Source organism: Geomicrobium sp. JSM 1781026 (assembly GCF_041949955.1).
GTDB lineage: Bacteria > Bacillota > Bacilli > Bacillales > Marinococcaceae > Geomicrobium_A.
On record NZ_JBHFQF010000006.1, the window covers coordinates 157107 to 178335 of the forward strand.

Annotated in this window: 25 protein-coding genes; all 25 read left to right on the top strand. The window is 44.4% G+C overall.

All coding sequences use genetic code 11. From position 1 onward, the window contains the following. The first annotated feature begins 184 nt into the window (after positions 1-184). The 25 genes from ACE1TF_RS12520 to aroH all read left to right on the top strand — a co-directional run bounded on the left by ACE1TF_RS12520 (position 185) and on the right by aroH (position 21061). The gene (locus ACE1TF_RS12520) at positions 185-1438 is read left to right on the top strand and encodes a YeeE/YedE family protein (protein ID WP_042397574.1); all 1254 of its coding nucleotides are present in this window, start codon (positions 185-187) and stop codon (positions 1436-1438) included. 138 nt (positions 1439-1576) lie between these two features. After that, positions 1577-2251 carry a (d)CMP kinase gene (gene cmk / locus ACE1TF_RS12525; RefSeq protein WP_373900266.1) on the top strand — a complete coding sequence of 225 codons (675 nt, stop codon included), beginning with the start codon at positions 1577-1579 and terminating at the stop codon, positions 2249-2251. Then, positions 2248-2832, top strand: a complete 585-nt coding sequence (locus ACE1TF_RS12530) for a lysophospholipid acyltransferase family protein (RefSeq protein ID WP_042397578.1) — start codon at positions 2248-2250, stop codon at positions 2830-2832. Before cmk ends, ACE1TF_RS12530 begins: the two co-directional genes overlap by 4 nt. A gap of 77 nt (positions 2833-2909) precedes the next feature. Further along, positions 2910-4067 (top strand): 30S ribosomal protein S1, encoded by a 1158-nt coding sequence (gene rpsA, locus ACE1TF_RS12535; RefSeq protein ID WP_375017199.1) that lies wholly within the window; start codon positions 2910-2912, stop codon positions 4065-4067. A gap of 133 nt (positions 4068-4200) precedes the next feature. Continuing rightward, the gene (locus ACE1TF_RS12540) at positions 4201-4809 is read left to right on the top strand and encodes a YphA family membrane protein (protein ID WP_375017201.1); all 609 of its coding nucleotides are present in this window, start codon (positions 4201-4203) and stop codon (positions 4807-4809) included. Between the two features lie 67 nt (positions 4810-4876). Then, positions 4877-6196 carry a ribosome biogenesis GTPase Der gene (der, locus tag ACE1TF_RS12545; protein WP_375017203.1) on the top strand — a complete coding sequence of 440 codons (1320 nt, stop codon included), beginning with the start codon at positions 4877-4879 and terminating at the stop codon, positions 6194-6196. A 23-nt stretch (positions 6197-6219) separates the two neighbouring features. Continuing rightward, positions 6220-6858, top strand: coding sequence for a glycerol-3-phosphate 1-O-acyltransferase PlsY (plsY, locus tag ACE1TF_RS12550; protein ID WP_042397583.1), 639 nt, complete (start codon positions 6220-6222; stop codon positions 6856-6858). A gap of 31 nt (positions 6859-6889) precedes the next feature. After that, a complete protein-coding gene (locus tag ACE1TF_RS12555; RefSeq protein ID WP_375017456.1) occupies positions 6890-7930 on the top strand; it encodes an NAD(P)H-dependent glycerol-3-phosphate dehydrogenase in 1041 nt (346 codons plus the stop codon). An 83-nt stretch (positions 7931-8013) separates the two neighbouring features. Then, on the top strand, positions 8014-8271 hold the full coding sequence (locus ACE1TF_RS12560) for a stage VI sporulation protein F (protein WP_042397587.1): 258 nt from the start codon (positions 8014-8016) through the stop codon (positions 8269-8271). Between the two features lie 267 nt (positions 8272-8538). Beyond that, positions 8539-8739, top strand: coding sequence for a DUF2768 domain-containing protein (locus tag ACE1TF_RS12565; protein WP_375017206.1), 201 nt, complete (start codon positions 8539-8541; stop codon positions 8737-8739). A gap of 20 nt (positions 8740-8759) precedes the next feature. Continuing rightward, positions 8760-9488: a hypothetical protein gene (locus ACE1TF_RS12570; RefSeq protein ID WP_375017208.1), complete on the top strand. Its 729-nt coding sequence runs from the start codon at positions 8760-8762 to the stop codon at positions 9486-9488. Between the two features lie 184 nt (positions 9489-9672). Further along, entirely contained in the window at positions 9673-11154 is a 1482-nt protein-coding gene (gene spoIVA, locus ACE1TF_RS12575) for a stage IV sporulation protein A (RefSeq protein ID WP_042424078.1), read from the top strand. 155 nt (positions 11155-11309) lie between these two features. After that, on the top strand, positions 11310-11876 hold the full coding sequence (gene folE / locus ACE1TF_RS12580; RefSeq protein ID WP_042397592.1) for a GTP cyclohydrolase I FolE: 567 nt from the start codon (positions 11310-11312) through the stop codon (positions 11874-11876). A 28-nt stretch (positions 11877-11904) separates the two neighbouring features. After that, positions 11905-12126: a trp RNA-binding attenuation protein MtrB gene (mtrB, locus tag ACE1TF_RS12585; RefSeq protein ID WP_042397597.1), complete on the top strand. Its 222-nt coding sequence runs from the start codon at positions 11905-11907 to the stop codon at positions 12124-12126. Positions 12127-12181: 55 nt separating this feature from the next. Next, the gene (locus ACE1TF_RS12590; protein WP_375017211.1) at positions 12182-12985 is read left to right on the top strand and encodes a heptaprenyl diphosphate synthase component 1; all 804 of its coding nucleotides are present in this window, start codon (positions 12182-12184) and stop codon (positions 12983-12985) included. A 5-nt stretch (positions 12986-12990) separates the two neighbouring features. Beyond that, positions 12991-13722: a demethylmenaquinone methyltransferase gene (locus ACE1TF_RS12595; protein WP_375017213.1), complete on the top strand. Its 732-nt coding sequence runs from the start codon at positions 12991-12993 to the stop codon at positions 13720-13722. After that, positions 13715-14575 carry a UbiA-like polyprenyltransferase gene (locus tag ACE1TF_RS12600; RefSeq protein ID WP_375017215.1) on the top strand — a complete coding sequence of 287 codons (861 nt, stop codon included), beginning with the start codon at positions 13715-13717 and terminating at the stop codon, positions 14573-14575. Before ACE1TF_RS12595 ends, ACE1TF_RS12600 begins: the two co-directional genes overlap by 8 nt. Next, positions 14572-15168 (top strand): UbiX family flavin prenyltransferase, encoded by a 597-nt coding sequence (locus ACE1TF_RS12605; protein ID WP_042397602.1) that lies wholly within the window; start codon positions 14572-14574, stop codon positions 15166-15168. The genes ACE1TF_RS12600 and ACE1TF_RS12605 overlap by 4 nt, the downstream gene beginning before the upstream one ends. Further along, complete coding sequence (locus ACE1TF_RS12610; protein WP_375017217.1) at positions 15165-16022, top strand: menaquinone biosynthesis protein; 858 nt, start codon at positions 15165-15167, stop codon at positions 16020-16022. The genes ACE1TF_RS12605 and ACE1TF_RS12610 overlap by 4 nt, the downstream gene beginning before the upstream one ends. 16 nt (positions 16023-16038) lie before the next feature. After that, entirely contained in the window at positions 16039-17010 is a 972-nt protein-coding gene (gene hepT, locus ACE1TF_RS12615; RefSeq protein WP_375017219.1) for a heptaprenyl diphosphate synthase component II, read from the top strand. 82 nt (positions 17011-17092) lie between these two features. Next, positions 17093-17494 carry a nucleoside-diphosphate kinase gene (ndk, locus tag ACE1TF_RS12620; RefSeq protein ID WP_042424070.1) on the top strand — a complete coding sequence of 134 codons (402 nt, stop codon included), beginning with the start codon at positions 17093-17095 and terminating at the stop codon, positions 17492-17494. 57 nt (positions 17495-17551) lie between these two features. Continuing rightward, the gene (locus ACE1TF_RS12625; RefSeq protein ID WP_375017221.1) at positions 17552-18334 is read left to right on the top strand and encodes a CheR family methyltransferase; all 783 of its coding nucleotides are present in this window, start codon (positions 17552-17554) and stop codon (positions 18332-18334) included. An 83-nt stretch (positions 18335-18417) separates the two neighbouring features. After that, positions 18418-19590: a chorismate synthase gene (gene aroC, locus ACE1TF_RS12630; protein ID WP_375017223.1), complete on the top strand. Its 1173-nt coding sequence runs from the start codon at positions 18418-18420 to the stop codon at positions 19588-19590. After that, positions 19591-20682 (top strand): 3-dehydroquinate synthase, encoded by a 1092-nt coding sequence (aroB, locus tag ACE1TF_RS12635; RefSeq protein WP_375017225.1) that lies wholly within the window; start codon positions 19591-19593, stop codon positions 20680-20682. Then, positions 20675-21061 carry a chorismate mutase gene (gene aroH / locus ACE1TF_RS12640; RefSeq protein WP_375017227.1) on the top strand — a complete coding sequence of 129 codons (387 nt, stop codon included), beginning with the start codon at positions 20675-20677 and terminating at the stop codon, positions 21059-21061. Before aroB ends, aroH begins: the two co-directional genes overlap by 8 nt. Positions 21062-21229 lie beyond the last annotated feature (168 nt).

A 21229-nucleotide genomic window follows, 5' to 3' on the forward strand; every position in this document is an offset into this window, starting at 1 on the left:
AGTCGATCAAGACCGATCTCTGTCAGCGGATTCAGTTAAATTCTTTCCCTCAACTTATATAGTCTTCAAAGAACAACATTTGCTTACACAGGAGAATCATTATTTAGTATTGACATTTTGTTCATTCAGGCATAGGCTGTTAGAAGATTAATTCCTGAGTAAATCCATCAGATAAAGAGGTGAAATGAATTTGTCTACACATGTTCAACCTATATCAGAACAACATTCAGTTGCTAAACATACGATTGGTTTAAAAAAACCGCAGTTGAATCTCGTCACTTTTGGTCTTATCGCATCTTTTATACTTGCTTTGTATCTCATATTCACCCAGCATTTCGTACAACCTATTCTTCTCGTTATTGGAATTTTACTTGGGTATACGCTCTTTCACGCTAGATTTGGCTTCACATCTGCATTTCGACGACTCGCATCGGTCGGAAATGGACAAGCGCTTCGCGCTCATATGGTCATGCTGGCCATCGCGTGTACACTTTTTGCCCCGATTCTCGCTACAGGCTTTACGTTTTTTGGTGGTGAAGCTACCGGGAACATCTCTCCAGTAGGCGTCAGCTTACTCGTTGGAGCGTTTATCTTCGGAATTGGTATGCAACTTGGCGGAGGTTGTGCGTCTGGAACTTTATATGCAGTAGGTGGCGGACGAAGCGTAATGTTCATCACGCTCCTATTTTTCATCATCGGATCAACCATTGGGGCGAGTCACTTTAACTTTTGGATGGAAGACATGCCCGCATTTGAATCATTTTCCTTGGCGACATCAACAGGTCTTGGATATGGTGGAGCTTGGCTCGTCTCGATGCTCATTTTTGGTGCGGTAGCGGCTGTGACGATAATCATTGAAAAAAAGAAAAACCCACCAAAGATGGCACAAGTGCCAACTGAAAGTGGTTGGAAAAGAATTTTTCGAGGATCATGGCCGTTGTTTGCAGCGGCGATTGTGCTCGCAGTCTTAAACGCGATTACACTGCTCGTTCGTGAAACACCTTGGGGTGTTACGTATGCATTTACACTTTGGGGCTCAAAAGCTGCCGAATTTCTAGGATTTGATGTGCGTGAGTGGGGATTTTGGCAAGGAGATACAGCAGCACTAGATGCCTCTATTTTTGCGGATACGACGTCGGTACTAAACTTCGGTGTCATTCTTGGGGCGTTTCTTGCATCCGCTGCAGGTGGACTGTTTCGCTTCAACAAGATCACGAAAGGGAATGCTTTAGCGTCTGTTATCGGTGGTTTGATGATGGGATATGGCGCAAGGCTAGCATTTGGGTGTAACATCGGCGCATATTTCAGCGGTATTGCATCCTTTAGTGCTCACGGATATATTTGGGGAATTATGGCACTCGGTGGAACATTTTTAGCGTTATATTTACGACCGTTATTCGGACTTGGAGTCCCCAAACAAAAAGACAGCTTTTGCTGACGATCGCCCTTTAGTTCCATTGCTGGAACTAAAGGGCTTTCCTAATGAGCGATTTGTCTTACACCGCTTATTATGGTAAACTTTAGGCAATGTTGGACAACAATAAACAACGAATGAAATTTACATATGGAGAGACGTATGCCAAAGATTAATATCGCAATTGACGGACCTGCGGGCTCTGGCAAAAGTACGGTCGCATTGAAGGTGGCGAACGAATTGCAATATTTGTATATTGATACAGGAGCAATGTACCGTGCGCTCGCCTACCGCGTACTTTTGAATAACATTTCCCCGAGTGATGAAAAAACTATTGATTATGTACTAAAAGATATGAGCTTCACTTTGTCTGGTGATGGGCGCCATATGCTCGTTAATAACGAGCATTTAGGGCAAGAAATTCGCAGTGCTAGTGTGACTCATGCGGTTTCTGAAGTGTCTAGTCACCATAGCGTACGACTTCAGATGCTCGAGCGCCAACAAGAGCTCGCTAAACAAAGAGGTGTCGTTTTGGATGGAAGGGACATTGGCACCCACGTATTACCAGATGCTGAACTTAAGGTTTATTTGTTTGCATCGGTTGATGAACGTGCATCAAGGCGTCATATGGAGAATATCCAAAATGAACAACCATCAGATTTTGAGACGATCCGACAAGAGATCGAACGAAGAGACCATTTAGATACGACTAGGGAATTCGCTCCTTTAAGGCAAGCAGACGATGCGATTCCACTTGACACGACACAACTTTCGATTGAGGATGTCGTTCGGTTTATCTATGAACATGCCCGCGAGAAGGAGCACACATCGTCATGATCTATCGAATTGGACAATTTGCTTGTAGAATTCTGCTTTCTGGTGTTTTCTTTGCATCAATTCAGGGAAAAGAAAATATACCGGCGAATGGTCCGGTGATTATCTGTTCTAATCATAAAAGCAACTTCGATCCTCCGTTGCTTGGATCCTACATTAAACGACCACTTCGGTTTATGGCGAAAGAAGAATTATTCGAGAAAAAAGGATTCGGCACGTTGATTAAGAATCTCGGTGCTTTCCCTGTAAAACGAGGGGCAGGTGATCGAGCTTCGCTGCGGACGGCGCTTGCTGTATTGAAACAAGGAGACATGTTGCTGTTATTTCCGGAAGGGAATCGCTCCAAAACCGATGAGATTGGTGAAGGCTTAGCGGGTGCAGGCTTTTTCGCACTGAAAAGTGATGCAGTTGTTATTCCAGCCTACGTAAAAGGCAAGTACAAGCCATTTAAAAAGGTTGAGCTCACGTATGGACAAGCCGTTCCACTTGATGATTTGCGAGAAGAGAAAGCTTCTGCGAGGCAAGTGACCGACCGGATCATGGATCATATTAAGCAGCTGAAAGAAGAACAGAATTCGAACTAATGTCTGCAACATTCTTCCAAGAAATGGAGAATTTTGTATAGCAATGTTTTTAAAGGGAAGTAAGGAGGCAAAAGACAATGGCTGAAGAAATGAACAATGAATTAGAAGGAATGAAAGATCTTCAAGTGAATGACATCGTTACAGGTAAGGTGACGAAGGTTGAAGAGAAGCAAGCATTCGTTGACGCTGGCTACAAAGTAGACGGGATTGTTCCTATAAGCGAACTATCCAGTTTGCACGTAGAAAAGGTAAGTGATGTAGTTAATACGGGTGACGAGTTAGATCTTAAAGTCATCAAGATCGAAGACGATGAGCTTGTCCTTTCTGTTCGCGGCGCGCGGGCGGAGAAGGCATGGGATGAACTTAAAGCAACGTTTGAGGCAGGAACGCCTATTGAAGCTGAAGTTGCAGAAGTTGTCAAAGGTGGGCTTGTTGTTGATGTTGGTGTACGTGGTTTCATTCCAGCTTCACTCGTTGAGCGTCATTTTGTAGAAGACTTCTCAGACTACAAAGGGCAAACCGTTACGTTAAAAATCGTTGAGTTGGATGCAGAAGAGAACAAATTGATTCTGTCTCGCAGAGCCGTTCTCGACGAAGAAGCGGATGAAAAGAAAAAGCAAGTTCTTGAGAACTTAACAATTGGAGATACGGTAAAAGGATCGGTACAGCGTCTCACTGACTTTGGTGCGTTTGTAGATGTTGGAGGCGTTGACGGCCTCGTTCACATTTCACAAATGGCTCACCATCGCGTTGAATCCCCTGGAGAGATTGTAAAAGAAGGGGAAGAAATCGAAGTGAAAATCTTGGCAGTAGATGCAGACAAAGAGAGAATCTCATTGTCGATTAAGGATACGTTGCCAGGACCTTGGACGACGATTGAAGGCCAATTTCAACCAGGTGACGTCATTGATGGTCAAGTGAAGCGCCTCGTTTCATTTGGAGCGTTCGTTGAAGTGGCTCCTGGAGTGGAAGGTCTCGTTCACATTTCACAAATTGCGAACCGCCATATCGGAACGCCTGGAGAAGTATTGGAAGAAGGTCAAGCTGTTCAAGCGAAGATCTTAGATATCAGTCCTTCTGAACAGCGCATCTCATTGAGCATTCGCGAGTTGGAAGAAAAAGAGACGTCTGATCATAAAGTTCAGCGTGAGTATGAAGCACCTGAAGAAGATCATTCTGGGTTCTCCCTTGGCGACATGATTGGAGACCAACTAAAAAAATACCGTAACGATTAATTACCGCAAACGATCGGCGAATACCAACAGTGGATTCGCCGATTGTTTTGAGAAATAGAGCTCTCCATTCGTAACCCGTACGGTTCTTTCTGCCATTTCTTGTCTATACTGAACAAGAAAAGGGAGGATGCAAATGGAGAGCTTGTTATTTTTTTGGTTTTCATGGATACTTTGGGTACTCATTTCTTTTTTTATGAAAAAAAGCCTTGCCAGATTTTATTTAGCCGCTGCTGTTTTGGTCGGCATGATCGTCTACCCATTATCTTGGTCGGGGGAATCGTACACGGTTCCGTTCGCATTTGGGGTCGCACTCATCATTGCAATCGTGTGGGCGGGTAACGTTCCGAAGAAAAGGTGGCTAGCGCTAATCGTATGTGCGTTATCGCTAATGTTTATGTATGCGGCAATTGAACTGGCGTACTGGTTTAGTCCTGTCATTTTTTATGCGCATGACGTATGGGTGCCTGCAGCGGCAATTTTCTTTTTAACGGTGTTCGTTTATCGCTACCGTGATAGCCGCTATCCACTAGCAATGTTAGCGCTATGCTTTGGGGAATTGCTTACTGGATGGGTGCTCGTTCCATTAAGAGAAGGGCTGTTCATTGCAGACGCTCTCTTTTTCAATCGTTTAACTGCAGTACTCGTTTTGTTTGTCGTATGGCATATGATTGAAAGCCTTGTACAGCGAGCAGGTCAGTATCAACACCACTCCCGCAGAAAGAAAGTGACACTTTCAGCATAGAGGAGTGTCGCGAGTTCAATCTTTGGATTCGTGATTTACATAGAAGAACAGGGGGCATGAATATCTCATGTCAAAAGCAACAGTAGCCATCGTTGGTAGACCTAACGTTGGGAAGTCAACAATTTTTAATCGGATGGTCGGCGAAAGGTTAGCGATCGTCGAAGATAAACCGGGTGTAACGAGAGACCGCCTATATGGACAAGGAGAGTGGTTGAATCGTACGTTTAATGTCATTGACACCGGTGGAATTGACATCGGTGAAGAACCACTCATAGACCAGATGAGAATGCAAGCAGAGATTGCGATTGAGGAAGCAGATAGCATTATTTTCATCGTTAATGGTAGGGAAGGCATCACCCCTCAAGATGAAGAGGTTGCGATGATCTTGAAAAGGTCCAAAAAGCCTGTTGTTGTAGGCGTTAACAAGGTTGATAACCCTGACATGCAAGACTTAATCTATGATTTTTATGAATTTGGGTTCGGTCAACCATTTCCAATATCAGGATCACACGGCATTGGAATCGGAGATATGCTTGATGAAGTGTTTGCCAACTTCCCTGTTCATTTAGAGGACGCTGAGGAAGAATCACTCATTAAAATCGCCGTTATTGGTAGACCAAATGTCGGGAAGTCTTCACTCGTCAATGCAATCTTAGGCGAAGAGCGTGTCATTACGAGTAACATAGCCGGTACGACAAGAGATGCCATTGATACGAACTTTACCCGCGAGGGACAAGACTACAAAATTGTCGACACAGCTGGTATGAGAAAGCGCGGGAAAGTATATGAAAACACAGAGAAGTACAGTGTTCTTCGGGCGATGCGTGCTCTTGAGAGGGCGAATGTCGTGCTTGTCGTCTTAGACGGTGAAGAAGGCGTAATTGAACAAGATAAGAAAATTGCAGGCTATGCGCATGAATCGGGTAGGGCCGTTGTGATTGTAGTGAATAAGTGGGATGCGGTGGAAAAGGATGATCGCACGATGAAAGCGTACACCGAGAACATTCGTGAGACGTTTAGCTACTTGTCGTATGCGCCAATCGTGTTCGTTTCAGCAACGAAGAATCAGCGGATTCATAAATTGCTTCCTGTTGTAAATGAAGTGATGGACAGTCACCAAATGCGGATGCCAACACACGTGATTAATGACGTCATTATGGATGCAGTTTCCCGAAACCCTGCACCTACAGCTGGTGGGATTAAGCGTTTGCGAATTAATTATGCTACTCAAGTTGCCATCGGTCCACCGACATTCGTTGTGTTTGTGAATGATCCAGATTTAATGCACTTTTCCTATCGCAGGTATTTGGAGAATCAATTGCGAGAAGCGTTTTCTTTTGTTGGTACACCACTGAAAATTATTGCGCGTAAGAAAAACGAGTCTTAAGCTTTGGGGGGAGTGGGGAGACGATGGATGTTATTCTTGCAGGGATTATTGCGTATCTTATCGGTTCAATTAGCTTTAGTTACATTTTCGTAAAGAAAATCAAGAAAGTAGACATTCGAAAACACGGCAGTGGAAACGCAGGGGCGACCAACACATTACGTATATTGGGGAAAGGTCCTGCAATACTTGTATTGCTCCTTGATGCGGTGAAAGGGATCGTCGCCGTGCTTCTCGGTTTTTTAATGGAATTGTTGTTCTTATCAAGCGGTCTGTCATTTTTTGATCAGTACTCGGGTTGGACACCTGCAATATGCGGGTTGCTCGCAATACTCGGTCACAATTATCCGGTTTATTATCAATTCAAGGGTGGAAAAGGTGTCGCGACAACAATTGGTGTCATTGCAACGCTCGTTTTCTTTCCGGCAATCTATGTTGGGATTGTTGCGATTTTGGCGATCGTCATCACGAGATATGTGTCGCTTGGATCACTGATCTTTGCTTTTTTCACCCCGTTTACGGTGTTGTTTACGCTTGATCATTATGGTTATCCAATATCATACTTTGCGCTTACTTGTGTTGTTGGGATCATGTCTATTTGGCGGCATCGAACGAACATTCAACGTTTAGTCAAAGGGAATGAAAGTAAAATCGGAGAAAAGTAGTGTGCGGTATTCGCTTGAAAGCTGGAAAGGGATGATGGGGATGAAACAACGTGTAGCAGTTCTTGGTGCGGGAAGTTGGGGGACGGCGCTCGCGATCGTTCTCGCCGACAATGGCCATGATGTTTTAATGTGGGCGAGAAGAGAAGACCAAGTGAATGAAATGAACGATCATCATACGAATGAGAAATATCTTTCCGGTGTTACGCTCCCAAAACAATTGAAGGCGTCTACACATATGGGAGAAGTATTGGCGCATGGGGAAGCGCTATTAATTAGCGTTCCAACGTCTGGGATGAGAGAAGCTGTTCGAGAAATTGTCGCATTCAATAAAACCATTCCATACGTCATTCATGCGTCTAAAGGCATTGAACCGGACACATTACTTAGAGTTTCAGAGTTAATGAAAGATGAGGGTATAGAAAAAGTGACGGAATCAATCGTCTGTCTGTCAGGGCCTAGCCATGCCGAAGAGGTGGCCCGAAGACAGCCGACGACCGTTACGGTTTCATCGGATGATGTTCACGCGACAAAAAGGGCTCAAGACTTGTTTATTAACCAAAACTTTCGCGTGTATACGAATGAAGATTTGACTGGAGTTGAACTTGGCGGGTCTCTCAAAAATGTGATTGCACTCGCTGTTGGACTGGCAGAAGGTCTTGGCTTTGGTGATAACGCAAAAGCGGCGATTATGACGAGAGGGCTTGCGGAGATTACAAGACTTGGCACACGGTTAGGTGCGGATCCGTTAACATTTGCCGGTCTTTCTGGCCTCGGAGATTTGATTGCGACGTGTACGAGCAAGCATAGTCGGAACTGGAGAGCGGGTTTTCAGCTCGGTCAAGGCACGCCGCTCCAAACCGTTTTGGACGATATGGGAATGGTTGTAGAAGGTGTAAAAACGACACGTGCCATGCACCAACTGGCGGCATCACATGAGATTGAGGTGCCAATTACAACGGCGTTGTATGACGTAATCTTTAACGGAGAGCACCCAGAAAGCGCCAGTGAACAATTAATGGGTCGCCTAAAAAAGCATGAGTCTGAAGACTTTTTTAAACATCTAAAAGAATAATCGATCTAAACTTCTGCCTAGAAATCACACCTCAATTCGATCTACATACACTATTCAATAAGAATAGGAAAGTGGGTGTAGATATGAATCAATTTGATTCCATTTTCGATCGGATTCAAAAGGAGTCAAACATGAACCAAAACGATGTATACAACATGGCTAACTCAGTTAGCGGGGCCAACTTGCAAGATGAAGCGACCGTTCGTCAACTCATCCATGATGTATCAAAAATGGCAGGCGTTCCGGTTTCAAAAGAAAAAGAAGACCAGCTCGTTCGCGCGATCACAAATAACGATATTCCTTTAGATTTTAATTCATTGAGTCAACTTTTCAGAGGATAATTGCGTTTAGCTAGGCGTTCGTATAGTGCAGAGACGGATACTGTGCATAGGATACCAGTGAACCACATCCAACAAGGCTCCACCTATTGGAAGAAAGGTTTAGTCAATCGAAGAGCGGATGCTCTTCGATTTTTTGTGGGCTGGATCATGTCTCCTACCTATAGCGAAAGATTTTTGAAAAATGGACAACTGTTGCTATGAACGGTTACTGCGAGACCAATCACCGGTATGCTATAATGGACGAGTGAATTTGAAGGAGGGTACGTTATGACCCCGTTACAATCAATGTGGCTGTCTTTTATCGGGTTGTTTTTAATGTTCTTGGCTGCAGCGGGTGCGCTGTTTGGAAGAGAAAAGTTAAGTGGTGTACTACGTTTTATCGTGCTCAGCTTTTCATTTGTGTGCATTCTCATCGCAGGATTAATCGTGTTGGTCGTGGTCGTTCCTGGATCGCGCGCAACCCTTTGAATATATCTTTGGAGTGAAGCATGGTGCGTATTATAAAACAGCTAGTTCCCATATCGCTGCTCGTTTTACTCGTAGCTTGTGGTGGTGATCCTGAACCGTCATCAGGGACGAGTACAGGAGGCTTTCCATACGAAGAGCAATTGCAATCTGTACAAGCTGGGGTTGATCAGTTTCAAGAACAAAACGGGGTGCTCCCGATTAAAACGTTTGATGAAACGATGACCGACTATGAACGGTATCAAGTCGATTTTCGCCAACTTGTGCCTGGCTATATGCATGATGCTCCTGCGAGTGCATATGAAAATGGGGGCAACTTCTACTACACGTTAATTGATGTCGAAAACGATCCCGAAGTTCGAGTCATTCCAGTACTTGTTATGCATGAAGCGAACCAATTTGAACGAGAAGTAAATGACTACACGAGAACACACGGTTATCCACCGCTAGACGAAATGGTTGCACCTGGCATTTTTGCCCTTGATTATGAAGCTATGGGTTTAGATGAGCAACCGGTTGTATCCAGCCCGTATTTCTCCACGACGTTACCATTGTATTTGGATCGTACAGGTCAAGTGGTGATCGATTACGCGATTGATTTAAACCGAGTATTGCAAGAATATGACGGTGTTCCTGAAGATGAATCAGACATCCGCTCTATACTTACTGATGAGTTTCCGATTGCGCCTGTCTATTCTGTTCCTTATGAACTGGATAACGGAGAACCAAAAATTACAGGCAAAAACGAATAAGGAAATGTTCTAAACCTCTCCTCTCTATCTATATATAGAGTAGAAGAGGTTTTTTGTTTTTGTAAATATTTCGAGAAAACGATCCGCCTGTTCAATCCTTGTCATAAAGAAGTGGACAACATCATAGAATGCAATGACACATATTTTGAAACGGTGGAGTTAATTTTAGATCGGAGGGGATCTCGTGGAGAAAGTGGATATCTTTAAAGATATCGCGGAGCGTACAGGAGGTGATATTTACTTAGGCGTCGTCGGTGCGGTGCGAACAGGTAAATCAACCTTTATCAAGAAGTTCATGGAATTGGTCGTATTGCCATACATGGACAGTGAGGTAGAGCGCGCCCGCACACAAGATGAATTGCCGCAAAGTGCAGCCGGAAAAACGATTATGACGACAGAACCTAAATTTGTACCGAATACGGCTGTTGAGCTACATGTCGATGAAGGTCTCGATGTAAATATAAGACTCGTTGATTGTGTGGGCTATGCCGTTTCGGGAGCGAAAGGGTATGAAGATGAGCACGGACCGAGAATGATTAATACGCCTTGGTACGAAGAACCGATTCCGTTCCAAGAAGCTGCAGAGATTGGAACACGAAAAGTCATTCAAGAACACTCGACGCTTGGTGTTGTTGTCACTTCTGATGGTAGCATCGGGGAATTGCCGAGACATGAATACTTGGAAGCAGAAGAGCGCGTCATTGAAGAGCTAAAGGAAGTTGGCAAGCCGTTTATCGTTATCGTCAACTCCGTTCGACCGTACGCACCAGAAACAGAAGAACTCCGAAGTGATTTGGAGCAGTTGCATGACGTACCTGTACTTTCAATGAGTGTAGAAAGCATGACAGAGCACGATATTAATCGTGTACTAAGAGAAGTGCTCTTTGAGTTTCCGGTGCACGAAGTGAACGTCAATTTACCGAGTTGGGTCATGGTGTTACGCGATGATCACTGGTTAAGAAAAGATTATGAGCGATCTGTGAAAGAGACGGTTCAAGATATTAAACGGTTGCGAGACGTCGATCGCGTCGTCGGTCACTTTGCAGACGAGTTTGAGTTTATTGATACCGCCTCGTTATCAGGTATCGAAATGGGGCAAGGGGTCGCCGATATTGATTTGTATGCGCCTGATGATTTGTATGATGAGATCTTAAAAGAAGTGGTCGGTGTAGAGATTCGAGGGAAAGACCACCTTTTACAACTTATGCAAGATTTCTCCCATGCAAAATCAGAGTATGATCAAGTATCCGAAGCGTTGAAAATGGTTAAACAAACAGGCTATGGTATTGCCGCACCGGCCATTACGGATATGAGTTTGGATGAACCAGAAATCATCCGACAAGGGTCAAGGTTTGGGGTGCGCTTACGAGCGGTTGCTCCGTCCATTCATATGATTAAAGTTGATGTCGAGTCAGAGTTTGCCCCGATTATCGGGACAGAAAAGCAGAGCGAAGAGCTCGTGCGCTACTTGATGCAAGATTTTGAAGAAAACCCGCTTTCCATTTGGAATTCAGATATATTCGGTCGCTCTTTAAACAGCATCGTCCGCGAAGGCATTCAAGCGAAGCTCTCTCTCATGCCTGAAAATGCACGGTATAAGTTAAAAGAAACGCTGGAGAGAATCATTAATGAAGGAAGCGGCGGTCTGATTGCGATTATCTTGTAAGAACAAACTCCCGTTATATAACGGGGGTTTATTTTGTTTTTATTTGATGAGGCTTGACGAAGTGTTACAATAGGATAAGAGGTCATAATTGCTTTATAAAAGGTCCTGTGCTAAAATTTCTAGCGATTAACATGCGATATAGGGGGCCATACGCCATGACGAAATTCGACAAAGAAAAAATTGAATCTGCGGTCCGTCAAATCCTTGAAGCGATCGGAGATGATCCTGGTCGAGAAGGAATTATAGATACACCTGCCCGGGTAGCAAGAATGTATGAAGAAGTATTCGGTGGCATTGGTGAAGATCCTGCTGAGCATCTGAAGACAGTATTTGGAGAAGAGCATGAAGAGCTTGTGCTCGTCAAAGACATTACGTTTTATTCGATGTGTGAACACCACCTACTTCCTTTTTTCGGAAAAGTACACGTAGGTTATATTCCTAAGAATGGTACAGTTACAGGGCTTAGTAAATTGGCACGTGTTGTTGAAACCGTAACGAGAAGGCCACAACTTCAAGAAAGAATTACATCAACCGTAGCCGATGCTTTGGTAGAGACGTTAGATCCGCACGGTGTGATGGTCGTTGTTGAGGCTGAACATATGTGTATGACGATGCGGGGTATTCAAAAGCCTGGCAGCTCGACGGTGACGTCTGCGGTTCGTGGCGTATTCGAAGAAGAGGAGTCTTCGCGTCAAGAAGTATTGTCTCTCATTAAGTATTAGACAGTAAATGCGTAGAGGAGGGATTCTCATGAGTAGTAACAATGACTTCTTTGTCGTTCGGGCAGAAGAAGACGGTGTGAATGTGATTGGTTTAACACGTGGAAATACGACGCGCTTTCATCACTCTGAAAAGCTGGATAAAGGCGAAGTGATGATTGGTCAATTTACAGAGCATACGTCTGCGGTTAAAATTCGCGGCAAGGCGCTTATTCAAACGAGTCACGGAGAAATGTTGACAGAAAGAGAGTAGCAAAATCTAGCTACTTTCTTTCAATTCAGGATCATGGGTTTCCGGAGGGAAGAGTATGCAACAAGCAGAATGGAAAGAAGAAGAGCGGTTTCAATGGATTCAAGATCGATTCGATCGATTAAGCGCTCATCGGTATTTAAACCAACACGTTTCGAAAGTGAGCATCGACCTTGACAAAATGATGCTTTTCACGAATTGTATTGACGCCCCTGAATTGGCTGAAGAAGGTAAGCTGAAGAGGACTACAGCAGCAATGCTAGTAGACGCAGCGCTTACGACTCATCAATACGTCCCATTACATAATGAAGCAAGGGACCGGGAAATTGAAAAGCAATTGACGGTGCTTGCTGGAGATTGGTTTAGTAGTCTTTACTATTCAGAGCTCGCTAAGCTTGAAGACGTGAAACTCGTACGTGTGTTCAGCGGCTCCATCCAAAAAACGAACGACGCGAAGATTCGACTTCATGAGCATGACTGGTCAGGCGTAGATGAATTGGAAAGTCTTGTCACGATTATGGAATCTACACTTATTAAAAACGTCGGTGTCTTTTATAATCACGAGGCTGTGCAACACATCGCGCCTCCTTTTCTAACGTATCGAAGACTACTTGACATGATTGAGCACGCAGAAGAAAAAGAGAACCCCTTCGGTTCAGCGAGGCTATCACCGTTATTTGCCATGGAACCGAGTGGGGAAGTTGGGGATGTATCGGCTGAAGGGATGATCCAGCAACTTCGAATTGTCGCTGAACGTGTATACGTTAAGCTTGAAGAAGCGTATAACACGCATCAAAGCCAACTAACAGATCATCTATCCAATCGCATCGGAGAACTCTTAGCGCATAATCGGGAGGGGTAACAACTGTGGGGAGAACGAATGAAAAACACGTTCATGAAGTGTTTCAATCCATATCAACGAAGTATGACAAAATGAACGGTGTCATCAGCCTGAACATGCATAAGCAATGGCGCCGAGACATTATGAGGCAGATGTCATTGCCCGTTCACGCTCAAGTGCTTGATGTGTGTTGTGGCACAGGAGATTGGACGATTGCCATCGCCAATCAGCTTGAAGGCAAAGGAAAAGTGCACGGTCTTGACTTTAGTGAAAATATGCTCGAAGTCGGCCAAAAAAAAGTCGATGATGAGAAACTAACAAATGTGGAGCTTCTTCATGGAGATGCGACGGAACTGCCATTTGCCGATGAGTCGTTTCACGTTGTCACAATTGGCTTTGGGCTCCGCAATGTACCGGACCCGAAAAAGGCATTGCAAGAAATTCTTCGTGTTCTTAAACCCGGAGGACAAGTACTCTGCCTAGAGACGTCCCACCCAGAGAATGTGTTGTTTAAGCCGTTTTATTCTGTGTATTTTAAACAAGTCATGCCAAGGCTCGGTCGCTGGGTCGCTGGAAGCGGAAAAGAGTATCAGTGGTTGTATGATTCGACCGCAACGTTTCCAAAGAAAAAGGAACTCGCTGAGTGGTTTGTTGATTCTGGTTTTGTTGATGTGAACTACCGAAGCTATGCTGGTGGTGCTGCCGCGGGTCATTGGGGTTTTAAGCGATCAGTTCTTGAGGATGCAATCTATGAATAAACTAAAAACGATTCTCGAAATGATCAAGTTTGAGCATACCGTTTTTGCGCTTCCTTTTGCTTTTTTAGGTGCGATTCTCGGCAGCTTTGTTGAGAATGGTACGTGGCCAACGCTTATGCAAATCTTTTGGATTACCGTTGCCATGATAGGTGCAAGAAGTGCTGCGATGAGTTTAAACCGAGTGATTGATGCAACCATTGATAAACGAAATCCGAGAACGAGCAACCGTGCGATTCCTGCAGGTGAGATTTCGTTCAAAGAAGTGGGCATTTTTATTTCGGTGTCGTTCGTGTTGCTATTTGTAGCTGCATTTCAATTAAACATGTTAGCGGTTTACTTGTTGCCACTTGCGGTTTTCTTTTTAGTCATCTACTCCTATACGAAGCGGTTCACATGGGCGTGTCACTTTATTTTAGGGATGACGATCGCGATTGCACCACTAGGTGGCTGGGTCGGTGCGACTGGCACAATCAGCCCGGTTGCGGTGTTGCTATTTTTAGTCGTGATGTTTTGGACAGCAGGGTTTGATATTATTTATGCGACGCAAGATGCGGATTATGACCGAAGAAATGGTTTGCATTCTGTCCCTGCACGCTTTGGCATTAAACGAGCGTTAATCATTGCTCGTGGTAGTCATATTATTAGTGTAACAGCGCTACTTACGCTCTCATTCATTTCTCCGCTCGGCTGGGTATTTTTCGTTGGGGCGGTCATTTGTGCGGGCATTATGATTTACGAACATAGTCTTGTTAGTCCTAACGATTTATCAAAAGTAAATGTTGCGTTTTTTACGATGAATGGCATCATTAGTCTTTTAATGCTTTTCTTCACGATTGGGGATTTTCTTTTATGAGTGAAAAACGAATCTTTACGGTCGCTATGTCTGGAGCGAGTGGGGCCATTTACGGCATTCGCTTAGTACAACAGCTGCTCTCTAGTGAGCATAAAGTACACTTCGTCATGTCTGAAGCTGCTTGGCAAGTATTTGATTTGGAGGAAGGGCTTGACGTTACGGATCGTGAAGCCTGTTTAGAGCGACTCTTTCCAACTGGAGACTTGCACGTTCATGGGTTGCAAGACTTTCGTGCACCGATTGCGAGTGGTTCTTACAAGAACGACGGAGTGATCGTTGTGCCGTGTTCAATGGGAACGCTCGCAAAGATTGCTTACGGTCATTCAGGAAGCTTGCTAGAGCGAAGTGTTGATGTTGCGCTTAAAGAACAACGGCCATTAATTATTGTACCTAGAGAAACGCCGCTTACGAGTACACATTTGGAGAATATGAAGCGCGTTGCTGATGCCGGTGGAACGGTCATCCCTGCAATGCCTGGCTTTTACCATAAGCCGGAGACGATGGATGATCTCATTGATTTTGTTGTCGGTAAAATTCTCGACCGACTCGATGTAAACCATAGTTTATTTCAACGATGGGGAGAGATGACATGATTAACGTTGGAGAAATTTTGTACACAAATGTCCACCCGTTCTTCTATCATTTGAATCGTGATCAACTCCAGCATGATGTGTCTTTTGTGCCGAGTATTCCTGCGAAGTTGAACGAAGCCATGGCACAAGGTAATATAGACGTAGGAGCCATTTCGTCATTCGCCTATGCACAAAATCACGAAGATTACGTGCTAATGCCTGACCTTGCCGTAGCGGCAAAAGGAGAGGTCGGTTCAATTTTTCTTTTCTCAAAGGTCCCGATTGAACAATTAAACGATAAAAGCATTGCGCTTACGCATAGTTCAGCTACGTCTATCCACTTACTTAAGGTTATTATGCGTAGGTTCTACGAGCATCGTAGGAATACGTATCATACGGTCCCGCCCATTTATGATGAGATGATGTTAAATCATGATGCGTGTTTATTGATCGGTGACGATGCCATCGAAGCAAAGAGAAGAGAAGAACACCAAGTGTACGTATACGATCTTGCTAACCTTTGGACGTCTAACACGTCTTTACCGATGACGTTTGCTGTTTTTGCCATGAGAAAAGACAAGCTCGCCGAAGAGCCGGAAGGCATGAAGCAACTTTTACAGGAATGGAAATCCAGTGAGGCAAAAACGAGACGTAATGGTTATGAAGAGCTCGCTGCCCACGTTTCGAAAGAATATGGTGGACCTCCATCGTTTTGGACACAATACTTTACGAATCTCCGATACCAATTTCAAGAAGAAGACCAAAAGGGTCTGCTTCATTTCTACACACTTCTTTACGAAGAAGGATATTTGCACGATAAAGCCGACGAACTAAAAGTTTGGGATGTCGGTGTTGGGATACACTCCATAACTTGAAGGGGACCTGATGGTCATGAAGCTTGCAGACCTTTATATGTATTTACGAGCGGATATACACAAAATTGAACAAGAAATGAAACAAGCGGTTGAAGGCGCTCATCCTGTGCTAGAAGATGCGACGCTTCAGCTGTTGCAAGCAGGTGGAAAACGAATTCGACCGGTGTTTGTATTGCTTGCTGGCAAGTTTGGCGCTTATGATATTCATCGACTCAAGCATATTGGGGTGTCGTTAGAACTCATTCACATGGCTTCGCTCGTCCATGATGATGTGATCGATGACGCTGAGTTGAGAAGAGGCCAAGAAACGGTTAAAGCGAAATATGACAACCGAGTGGCGATGTACACAGGGGACTATATTTTTGCGAAAGCGGTTGAGAGTGCGGCATTTTTCGATGAACCGAAACTTCATCAAGCGATGTCTCGTGTCATTCACGAAATGGTCGTTGGCGAAATTGAACAGATCCGCTATCAGTATGAATGGGACCAGGATATAAAGACGTACTTTCGCCGAATTAAGCGAAAAACTGCACTGCTCATTGCCGGTAGCTGTGAGCTTGGTGCGATCGCCGTCGGTGCACCTGAATCCTCGCAGCGCGCACTCTATCGTTATGGCTATGAAGTGGGCATGGCTTATCAAATTATTGATGATGTGCTCGACTTTACAGGCACAGAAGAAGAGCTCGGTAAGCCAGCAGGAGGGGATTTACTTCAAGGAAATGTCACGTTGCCTGCGCTCTACGCGATGCACCATGACCCGAGTGTAAAAGAACGTATTACGCGTGCATTTATGGATGGAGAACCCGATGAACAAACGCTCGCTGAACTGCTAACGCTCGTTAAAAACAGCGGAGGTATTGAATACGCTAAAGAACTAAGTGAGCGTTACTTAAACAAAGCGTATCAGACACTTGAAACCTTGCCGCAAATACCTGCTGTACAGTCTCTCTCCGAAATTGCTACATACATTGGTTCCAGGCGTTTTTAGAGGTTTAATCTGTCATCAACTGATGGTATACTAGAACGGGTATGAAAGCCTGTACAGAAGAAAAAGAGGAGTGCAATACAACATGGAACAATCATTTATTATGGTTAAGCCGGATGGCGTAAAGCGTCAACTTATCGGTGAAATTGTTAGCCGCTTTGAAGCTCGTGGCTACGTTTTAAAAGAAGCGAAGCTTATGAACATCTCTAAAGAAACAGCAGAGTCACATTACGGTGAGCATAGCGATAAGCCATTTTTTGGTGAACTCGTTGACTTTATCACTTCTGGTCCTGCGTTCGCGATGATTTGGGAAGGCGAGAATGTTATTCTTAATGCTCGCACGATGATGGGTGCTACGAACCCGAAAGATGCAACACCTGGGACGATCCGTGGTGACTTCGCTGTGAATGTCGGTCAAAACGTTATTCACGGTTCAGACTCACCAGAAAGCGCAACGCGCGAAATTGAACTATTTTTTGGCAAGTAAAGAAAGCAAGAAAACCGGTCAATGGGAATTGACCGGTTTTTACATAAGGGGCCAAACATGACGGAGGATTATGCACGTTTCCAATACGTTGTGAAACAAAAGACAGGGTTGGACCTAACCCTCTACAAAGAAAAGCAAATGAAGCGACGTTTACAAAACTTTTATGAGCGTTACCAGTTTCAGTCTTTTATGGAGTTTTTTGAGCAAGGGTTAGCACGTGACGATAAGCTAGTGCATCAGTTTCTCGATCGTGTGACGATTAATGTGTCAGAATTTTACCGAAATAAAGAGCGCTGGCTTGAATTTGAGCGAGAGATTGTGCCGATATTAAAGGAACAGCATCTGCCATTATCGATATGGTCTGCGGCATGTTCAACAGGTGAAGAACCGTATACACTTTCAATGGTTTTTCACAAACAGTTGCAAGCAAACGACTATCACATATTAGCTACTGACCTCGATCCGACCGTTTTAGAAGCAGCTAAGGTTGGGCAATACTCCGAACGTTCGTTACGCTCACTACATGAAAGAGAGAAGCATTTTGGTTTCCATGAGCGAAACCGAGTGTTTGAAGTGAAAGGACAATTTAAACAACCGATCACTTTTGAACGTCATAATTTACTTCAAGATCGTTACCCTAGTCACGTCGATTTGATTGTTTGTCGCAATGTGCTTATTTATATGACCGATATCGCAAAGCAACAAATCATTACGCAATTTTCAGCAGCGCTTAAGCCTGGTGGCTTTCTTTTTGTCGGTAGTACTGAACAGTTATTTTCACCTGATAAGTACGGGCTTGAGAATTATAAATCATTCATTTATCGTAAGAAAACGAGCTAATGAACGGTTCACTACCGTCTTAAGATGTGATATAATTTACTACATAAAAGCATTAAAGTGAGAGAAATTTTGGAGGTAAGCATATGCGTTTTCTAACAGCCGGAGAATCACACGGCCCCGGATTGACAACGATTGTTGAAGGGGTGCCAGCATCACTACCATTATCAACAGAAGACATTAATAAAGAGTTGAAACGTCGCCAAGGTGGTTACGGCCGTGGACGCAGAATGAAAATTGAAAAGGATCTCGTGTCGATTACGAGTGGTGTTCGCCACGGCAAAACGACAGGAGCCCCGATTACACTGACGGTCACAAATGATGATTGGGTTCATTGGGAACAAGTGATGGGTATTGATCCTGTATCGAGTGAAGATGAGCATCGCGTAAATACAAAGAAATTAACAAGGCCAAGGCCAGGGCACGCCGACCTAAACGGTGCACTGAAATATCGCCATCGTGATATGAGAAATGTATTGGAACGTTCATCTGCACGGGAGACGACGATGCGTGTTGCTGTTGGCAGTGTAGCGAAAAAAATTCTTAGTGAACTTGGAATTACGATCGGTGTTCACGTGTTGAACATAGGAGGCGTCGAAGCGAATGGAGAGTACGCCAATCTCAGTGAGCTAATTGAACGTGCAGAGGCTTCTCCAGTTCGTTGTATCGATGAACAAGCAACTGAAAAGATGAAAGAAGCGATTGATGAAGCGAAAGCGAATGGCGACTCCATCGGTGGAATCGTCCAAGTGGTTGCTGAAGGAATGCCCCCGGGTGTTGGTAGCCACGTTCATTATGATCGTAAGCTGGATGGGAAAATTGCCGGTGCGGTCATGAGCATTAACGCTTTTAAAGGTGCAGAAGTAGGCATTGGATTTGATGCAGCCAATTTGCCTGGAAGTAAAGTCCATGATGAGATTTATTGGACAAAAGAAGATGGATACAGAAGAAGCAGCAATCGCCTTGGTGGATTTGAAGGCGGGATGACAACAGGTATGCCGATCGTCATTAACGGCGTCATGAAACCCATTCCGACGTTGTACAAACCATTAAAGAGTGTAGATATTGATAGTAAGGAAGCGTTTGAGGCGTCGATTGAACGTTCGGATAGTTGTGCAGTGCCAGCAGCGGCGGTTGTTTGTGAGCACGTTGTGGCTTTTGAGCTCGCAAACGGCTTGTTGGAAATGTTTGGTGCCGATCAGTTTGACCGCCTAAAAGAGACAGTTGGCGCATACCGCAAAGAGACGCGAGAGTTTTAGATGGAAGTGCTTGATATTGTTACCGACTCTAAGACGTACCCGATTTATATCGGTGAGGGTGTCACAGAGCAGATTGGAGATCTACTTGTAAAACAGTGGGGAAATGATCGAAAACGGTTGTTTATTCTTACTGATGAAACGGTAGGTCATCTTCATTTGGATACTCTCGAAAAACGTTTGGGAAATTTTTCTGTAACAAGTTGTATCATCTCAGCTGGAGAGGCTTCAAAATCCCTTGATACGTATTCTTACGTTTTAGATGAGATGTTTCAGAGTGAACTAGATCGCAATAGCGCGGTCATTGCTTTTGGGGGCGGTGTGGTCGGTGATTTGGCAGGATTTTGTGCGAGCACTTATATGCGTGGTATTTCCTTCGTGCAAGTGCCTACTACGTTACTCGCTCATGATAGCAGTGTTGGAGGAAAAACGGGTATTAATCACCCCCATGGCAAAAACCTGATCGGTTCCTTCCATCAACCCGATCTTGTCATCTATGACACGCGTTTTCTACGAACAATGCCTGATAGGGAATGGCGCTCAGGGTTTGGTGAAGTGATTAAGCACGGCTACATTCATCACTACGGATTGCTCGGTAGAATTGAAAAAACACTTGCAGGACAAACAGAATGGCAAATTGCCGAACAAGACTTAGCGGACTCAATTCGTGTGAAAGCGAACATCGTTTCTCAAGATGAGAAAGAGCGGGGAGTGCGGGCGTTTTTGAACTTTGGACACACACTCGGCCATTCTCTAGAAGCGAGTTCGGGTTTTGGAAAGTTGTCACACGGAGAGGCAGTCGTTATAGGTATCATTTTCGCGCTGTTTGTTTCCAAACAGCTATACAGCAGGCAAGTTCCCGATGCGAAGAAAGAAAAAGAGCGGTGGCAACAATGTGGCTATCGGTTCGATCAAGTGCTGAGAGTGACAACAGATGAGCTAGTTGAAAAGATGAAGTACGATAAGAAGAATAAAGCGGGGCATATCGGGTTTGTCGTCTTAGAAAAACTGGGGAAACCTCAATTCGTTCAAATCCCAGTAGGAAAGATGCGTGAGCTTATCGATAACTGCAAGGAGGATGTATTCAGTGATTAGAGGAATTCGTGGTGCAACGACGATCGATGCGAACAATGATGAAGAGATATGGAGTCGAACGAAAGACTGCTTACAAGAGATGGTCACGCAAAATGACATTCGCCCAGAAGATGTGGCACACATATGGTTTACGGTTACGCCAGACATCAATGCTGCTTTTCCAGCGAAAGCAGCTCGTTTGTTAGAAGATCCCTCTTGGGCGTACGTTCCGGTTATGTGCGCCACAGAGATTGGTGTGCCAGGTAGTTTAAATCACTGTATTCGCGTGATGATGAGTGTAAACTCATCAAAAAAACAAGCAGACATTCATCATGTATTTCAAAATGATGCGGTGAAACTCCGCCCAGATTTGGTTCAAGGGATTGACAAAAGCGAATAAACATTTTACGCTTACAATAGACGAGAAGCTTTACCCGAGAAGAGACAACGAGATAATGAGATGAGCAGAGTGGAGACGAGTAGAGAAGAGCAGAGCAGAGTACTTAACTGTTAACGAATAATCGCTCATCCTCTTACATGTGGATGGGCGTGTTTATTTTCTACTGCG

Excerpts from the sequence above, each read along its gene's own strand:
- ACE1TF_RS12610 (WP_375017217.1), top strand. The coding sequence starts at position 15,165 with ATGATTAACGTTGGAGAAATTTTGTACACAAATGTCCACCCGTTCTTC.
- ACE1TF_RS12570 (WP_375017208.1), top strand. The coding sequence starts at position 8,760 with ATGGTGCGTATTATAAAACAGCTAGTTCCCATATCGCTGCTCGTTTTA.
- ACE1TF_RS12625 (WP_375017221.1), top strand. The coding sequence starts at position 17,552 with ATGACGGAGGATTATGCACGTTTCCAATACGTTGTGAAACAAAAGACA.
- aroB (WP_375017225.1), top strand. The coding sequence starts at position 19,591 with ATGGAAGTGCTTGATATTGTTACCGACTCTAAGACGTACCCGATTTAT.
- ACE1TF_RS12605 (WP_042397602.1), top strand. The coding sequence starts at position 14,572 with ATGAGTGAAAAACGAATCTTTACGGTCGCTATGTCTGGAGCGAGTGGG.
- ACE1TF_RS12600 (WP_375017215.1), top strand. The coding sequence starts at position 13,715 with ATGAATAAACTAAAAACGATTCTCGAAATGATCAAGTTTGAGCATACC.
- mtrB (WP_042397597.1), top strand. The coding sequence starts at position 11,905 with ATGAGTAGTAACAATGACTTCTTTGTCGTTCGGGCAGAAGAAGACGGT.
- ACE1TF_RS12530 (WP_042397578.1), top strand. The coding sequence starts at position 2,248 with ATGATCTATCGAATTGGACAATTTGCTTGTAGAATTCTGCTTTCTGGT.
- ACE1TF_RS12590 (WP_375017211.1), top strand. The coding sequence starts at position 12,182 with ATGCAACAAGCAGAATGGAAAGAAGAAGAGCGGTTTCAATGGATTCAA.
- rpsA (WP_375017199.1), top strand. The coding sequence starts at position 2,910 with ATGGCTGAAGAAATGAACAATGAATTAGAAGGAATGAAAGATCTTCAA.
- ACE1TF_RS12565 (WP_375017206.1), top strand. The coding sequence starts at position 8,539 with ATGACCCCGTTACAATCAATGTGGCTGTCTTTTATCGGGTTGTTTTTA.
- ACE1TF_RS12555 (WP_375017456.1), top strand. The coding sequence starts at position 6,890 with ATGATGGGGATGAAACAACGTGTAGCAGTTCTTGGTGCGGGAAGTTGG.
- folE (WP_042397592.1), top strand. The coding sequence starts at position 11,310 with ATGACGAAATTCGACAAAGAAAAAATTGAATCTGCGGTCCGTCAAATC.
- ACE1TF_RS12560 (WP_042397587.1), top strand. The coding sequence starts at position 8,014 with ATGAATCAATTTGATTCCATTTTCGATCGGATTCAAAAGGAGTCAAAC.
- ACE1TF_RS12520 (WP_042397574.1), top strand. The coding sequence starts at position 185 with ATGAATTTGTCTACACATGTTCAACCTATATCAGAACAACATTCAGTT.
- cmk (WP_373900266.1), top strand. The coding sequence starts at position 1,577 with ATGCCAAAGATTAATATCGCAATTGACGGACCTGCGGGCTCTGGCAAA.
- aroC (WP_375017223.1), top strand. The coding sequence starts at position 18,418 with ATGCGTTTTCTAACAGCCGGAGAATCACACGGCCCCGGATTGACAACG.
- hepT (WP_375017219.1), top strand. The coding sequence starts at position 16,039 with ATGAAGCTTGCAGACCTTTATATGTATTTACGAGCGGATATACACAAA.
- plsY (WP_042397583.1), top strand. The coding sequence starts at position 6,220 with ATGGATGTTATTCTTGCAGGGATTATTGCGTATCTTATCGGTTCAATT.
- ACE1TF_RS12540 (WP_375017201.1), top strand. The coding sequence starts at position 4,201 with ATGGAGAGCTTGTTATTTTTTTGGTTTTCATGGATACTTTGGGTACTC.
- ndk (WP_042424070.1), top strand. The coding sequence starts at position 17,093 with ATGGAACAATCATTTATTATGGTTAAGCCGGATGGCGTAAAGCGTCAA.
- der (WP_375017203.1), top strand. The coding sequence starts at position 4,877 with ATGTCAAAAGCAACAGTAGCCATCGTTGGTAGACCTAACGTTGGGAAG.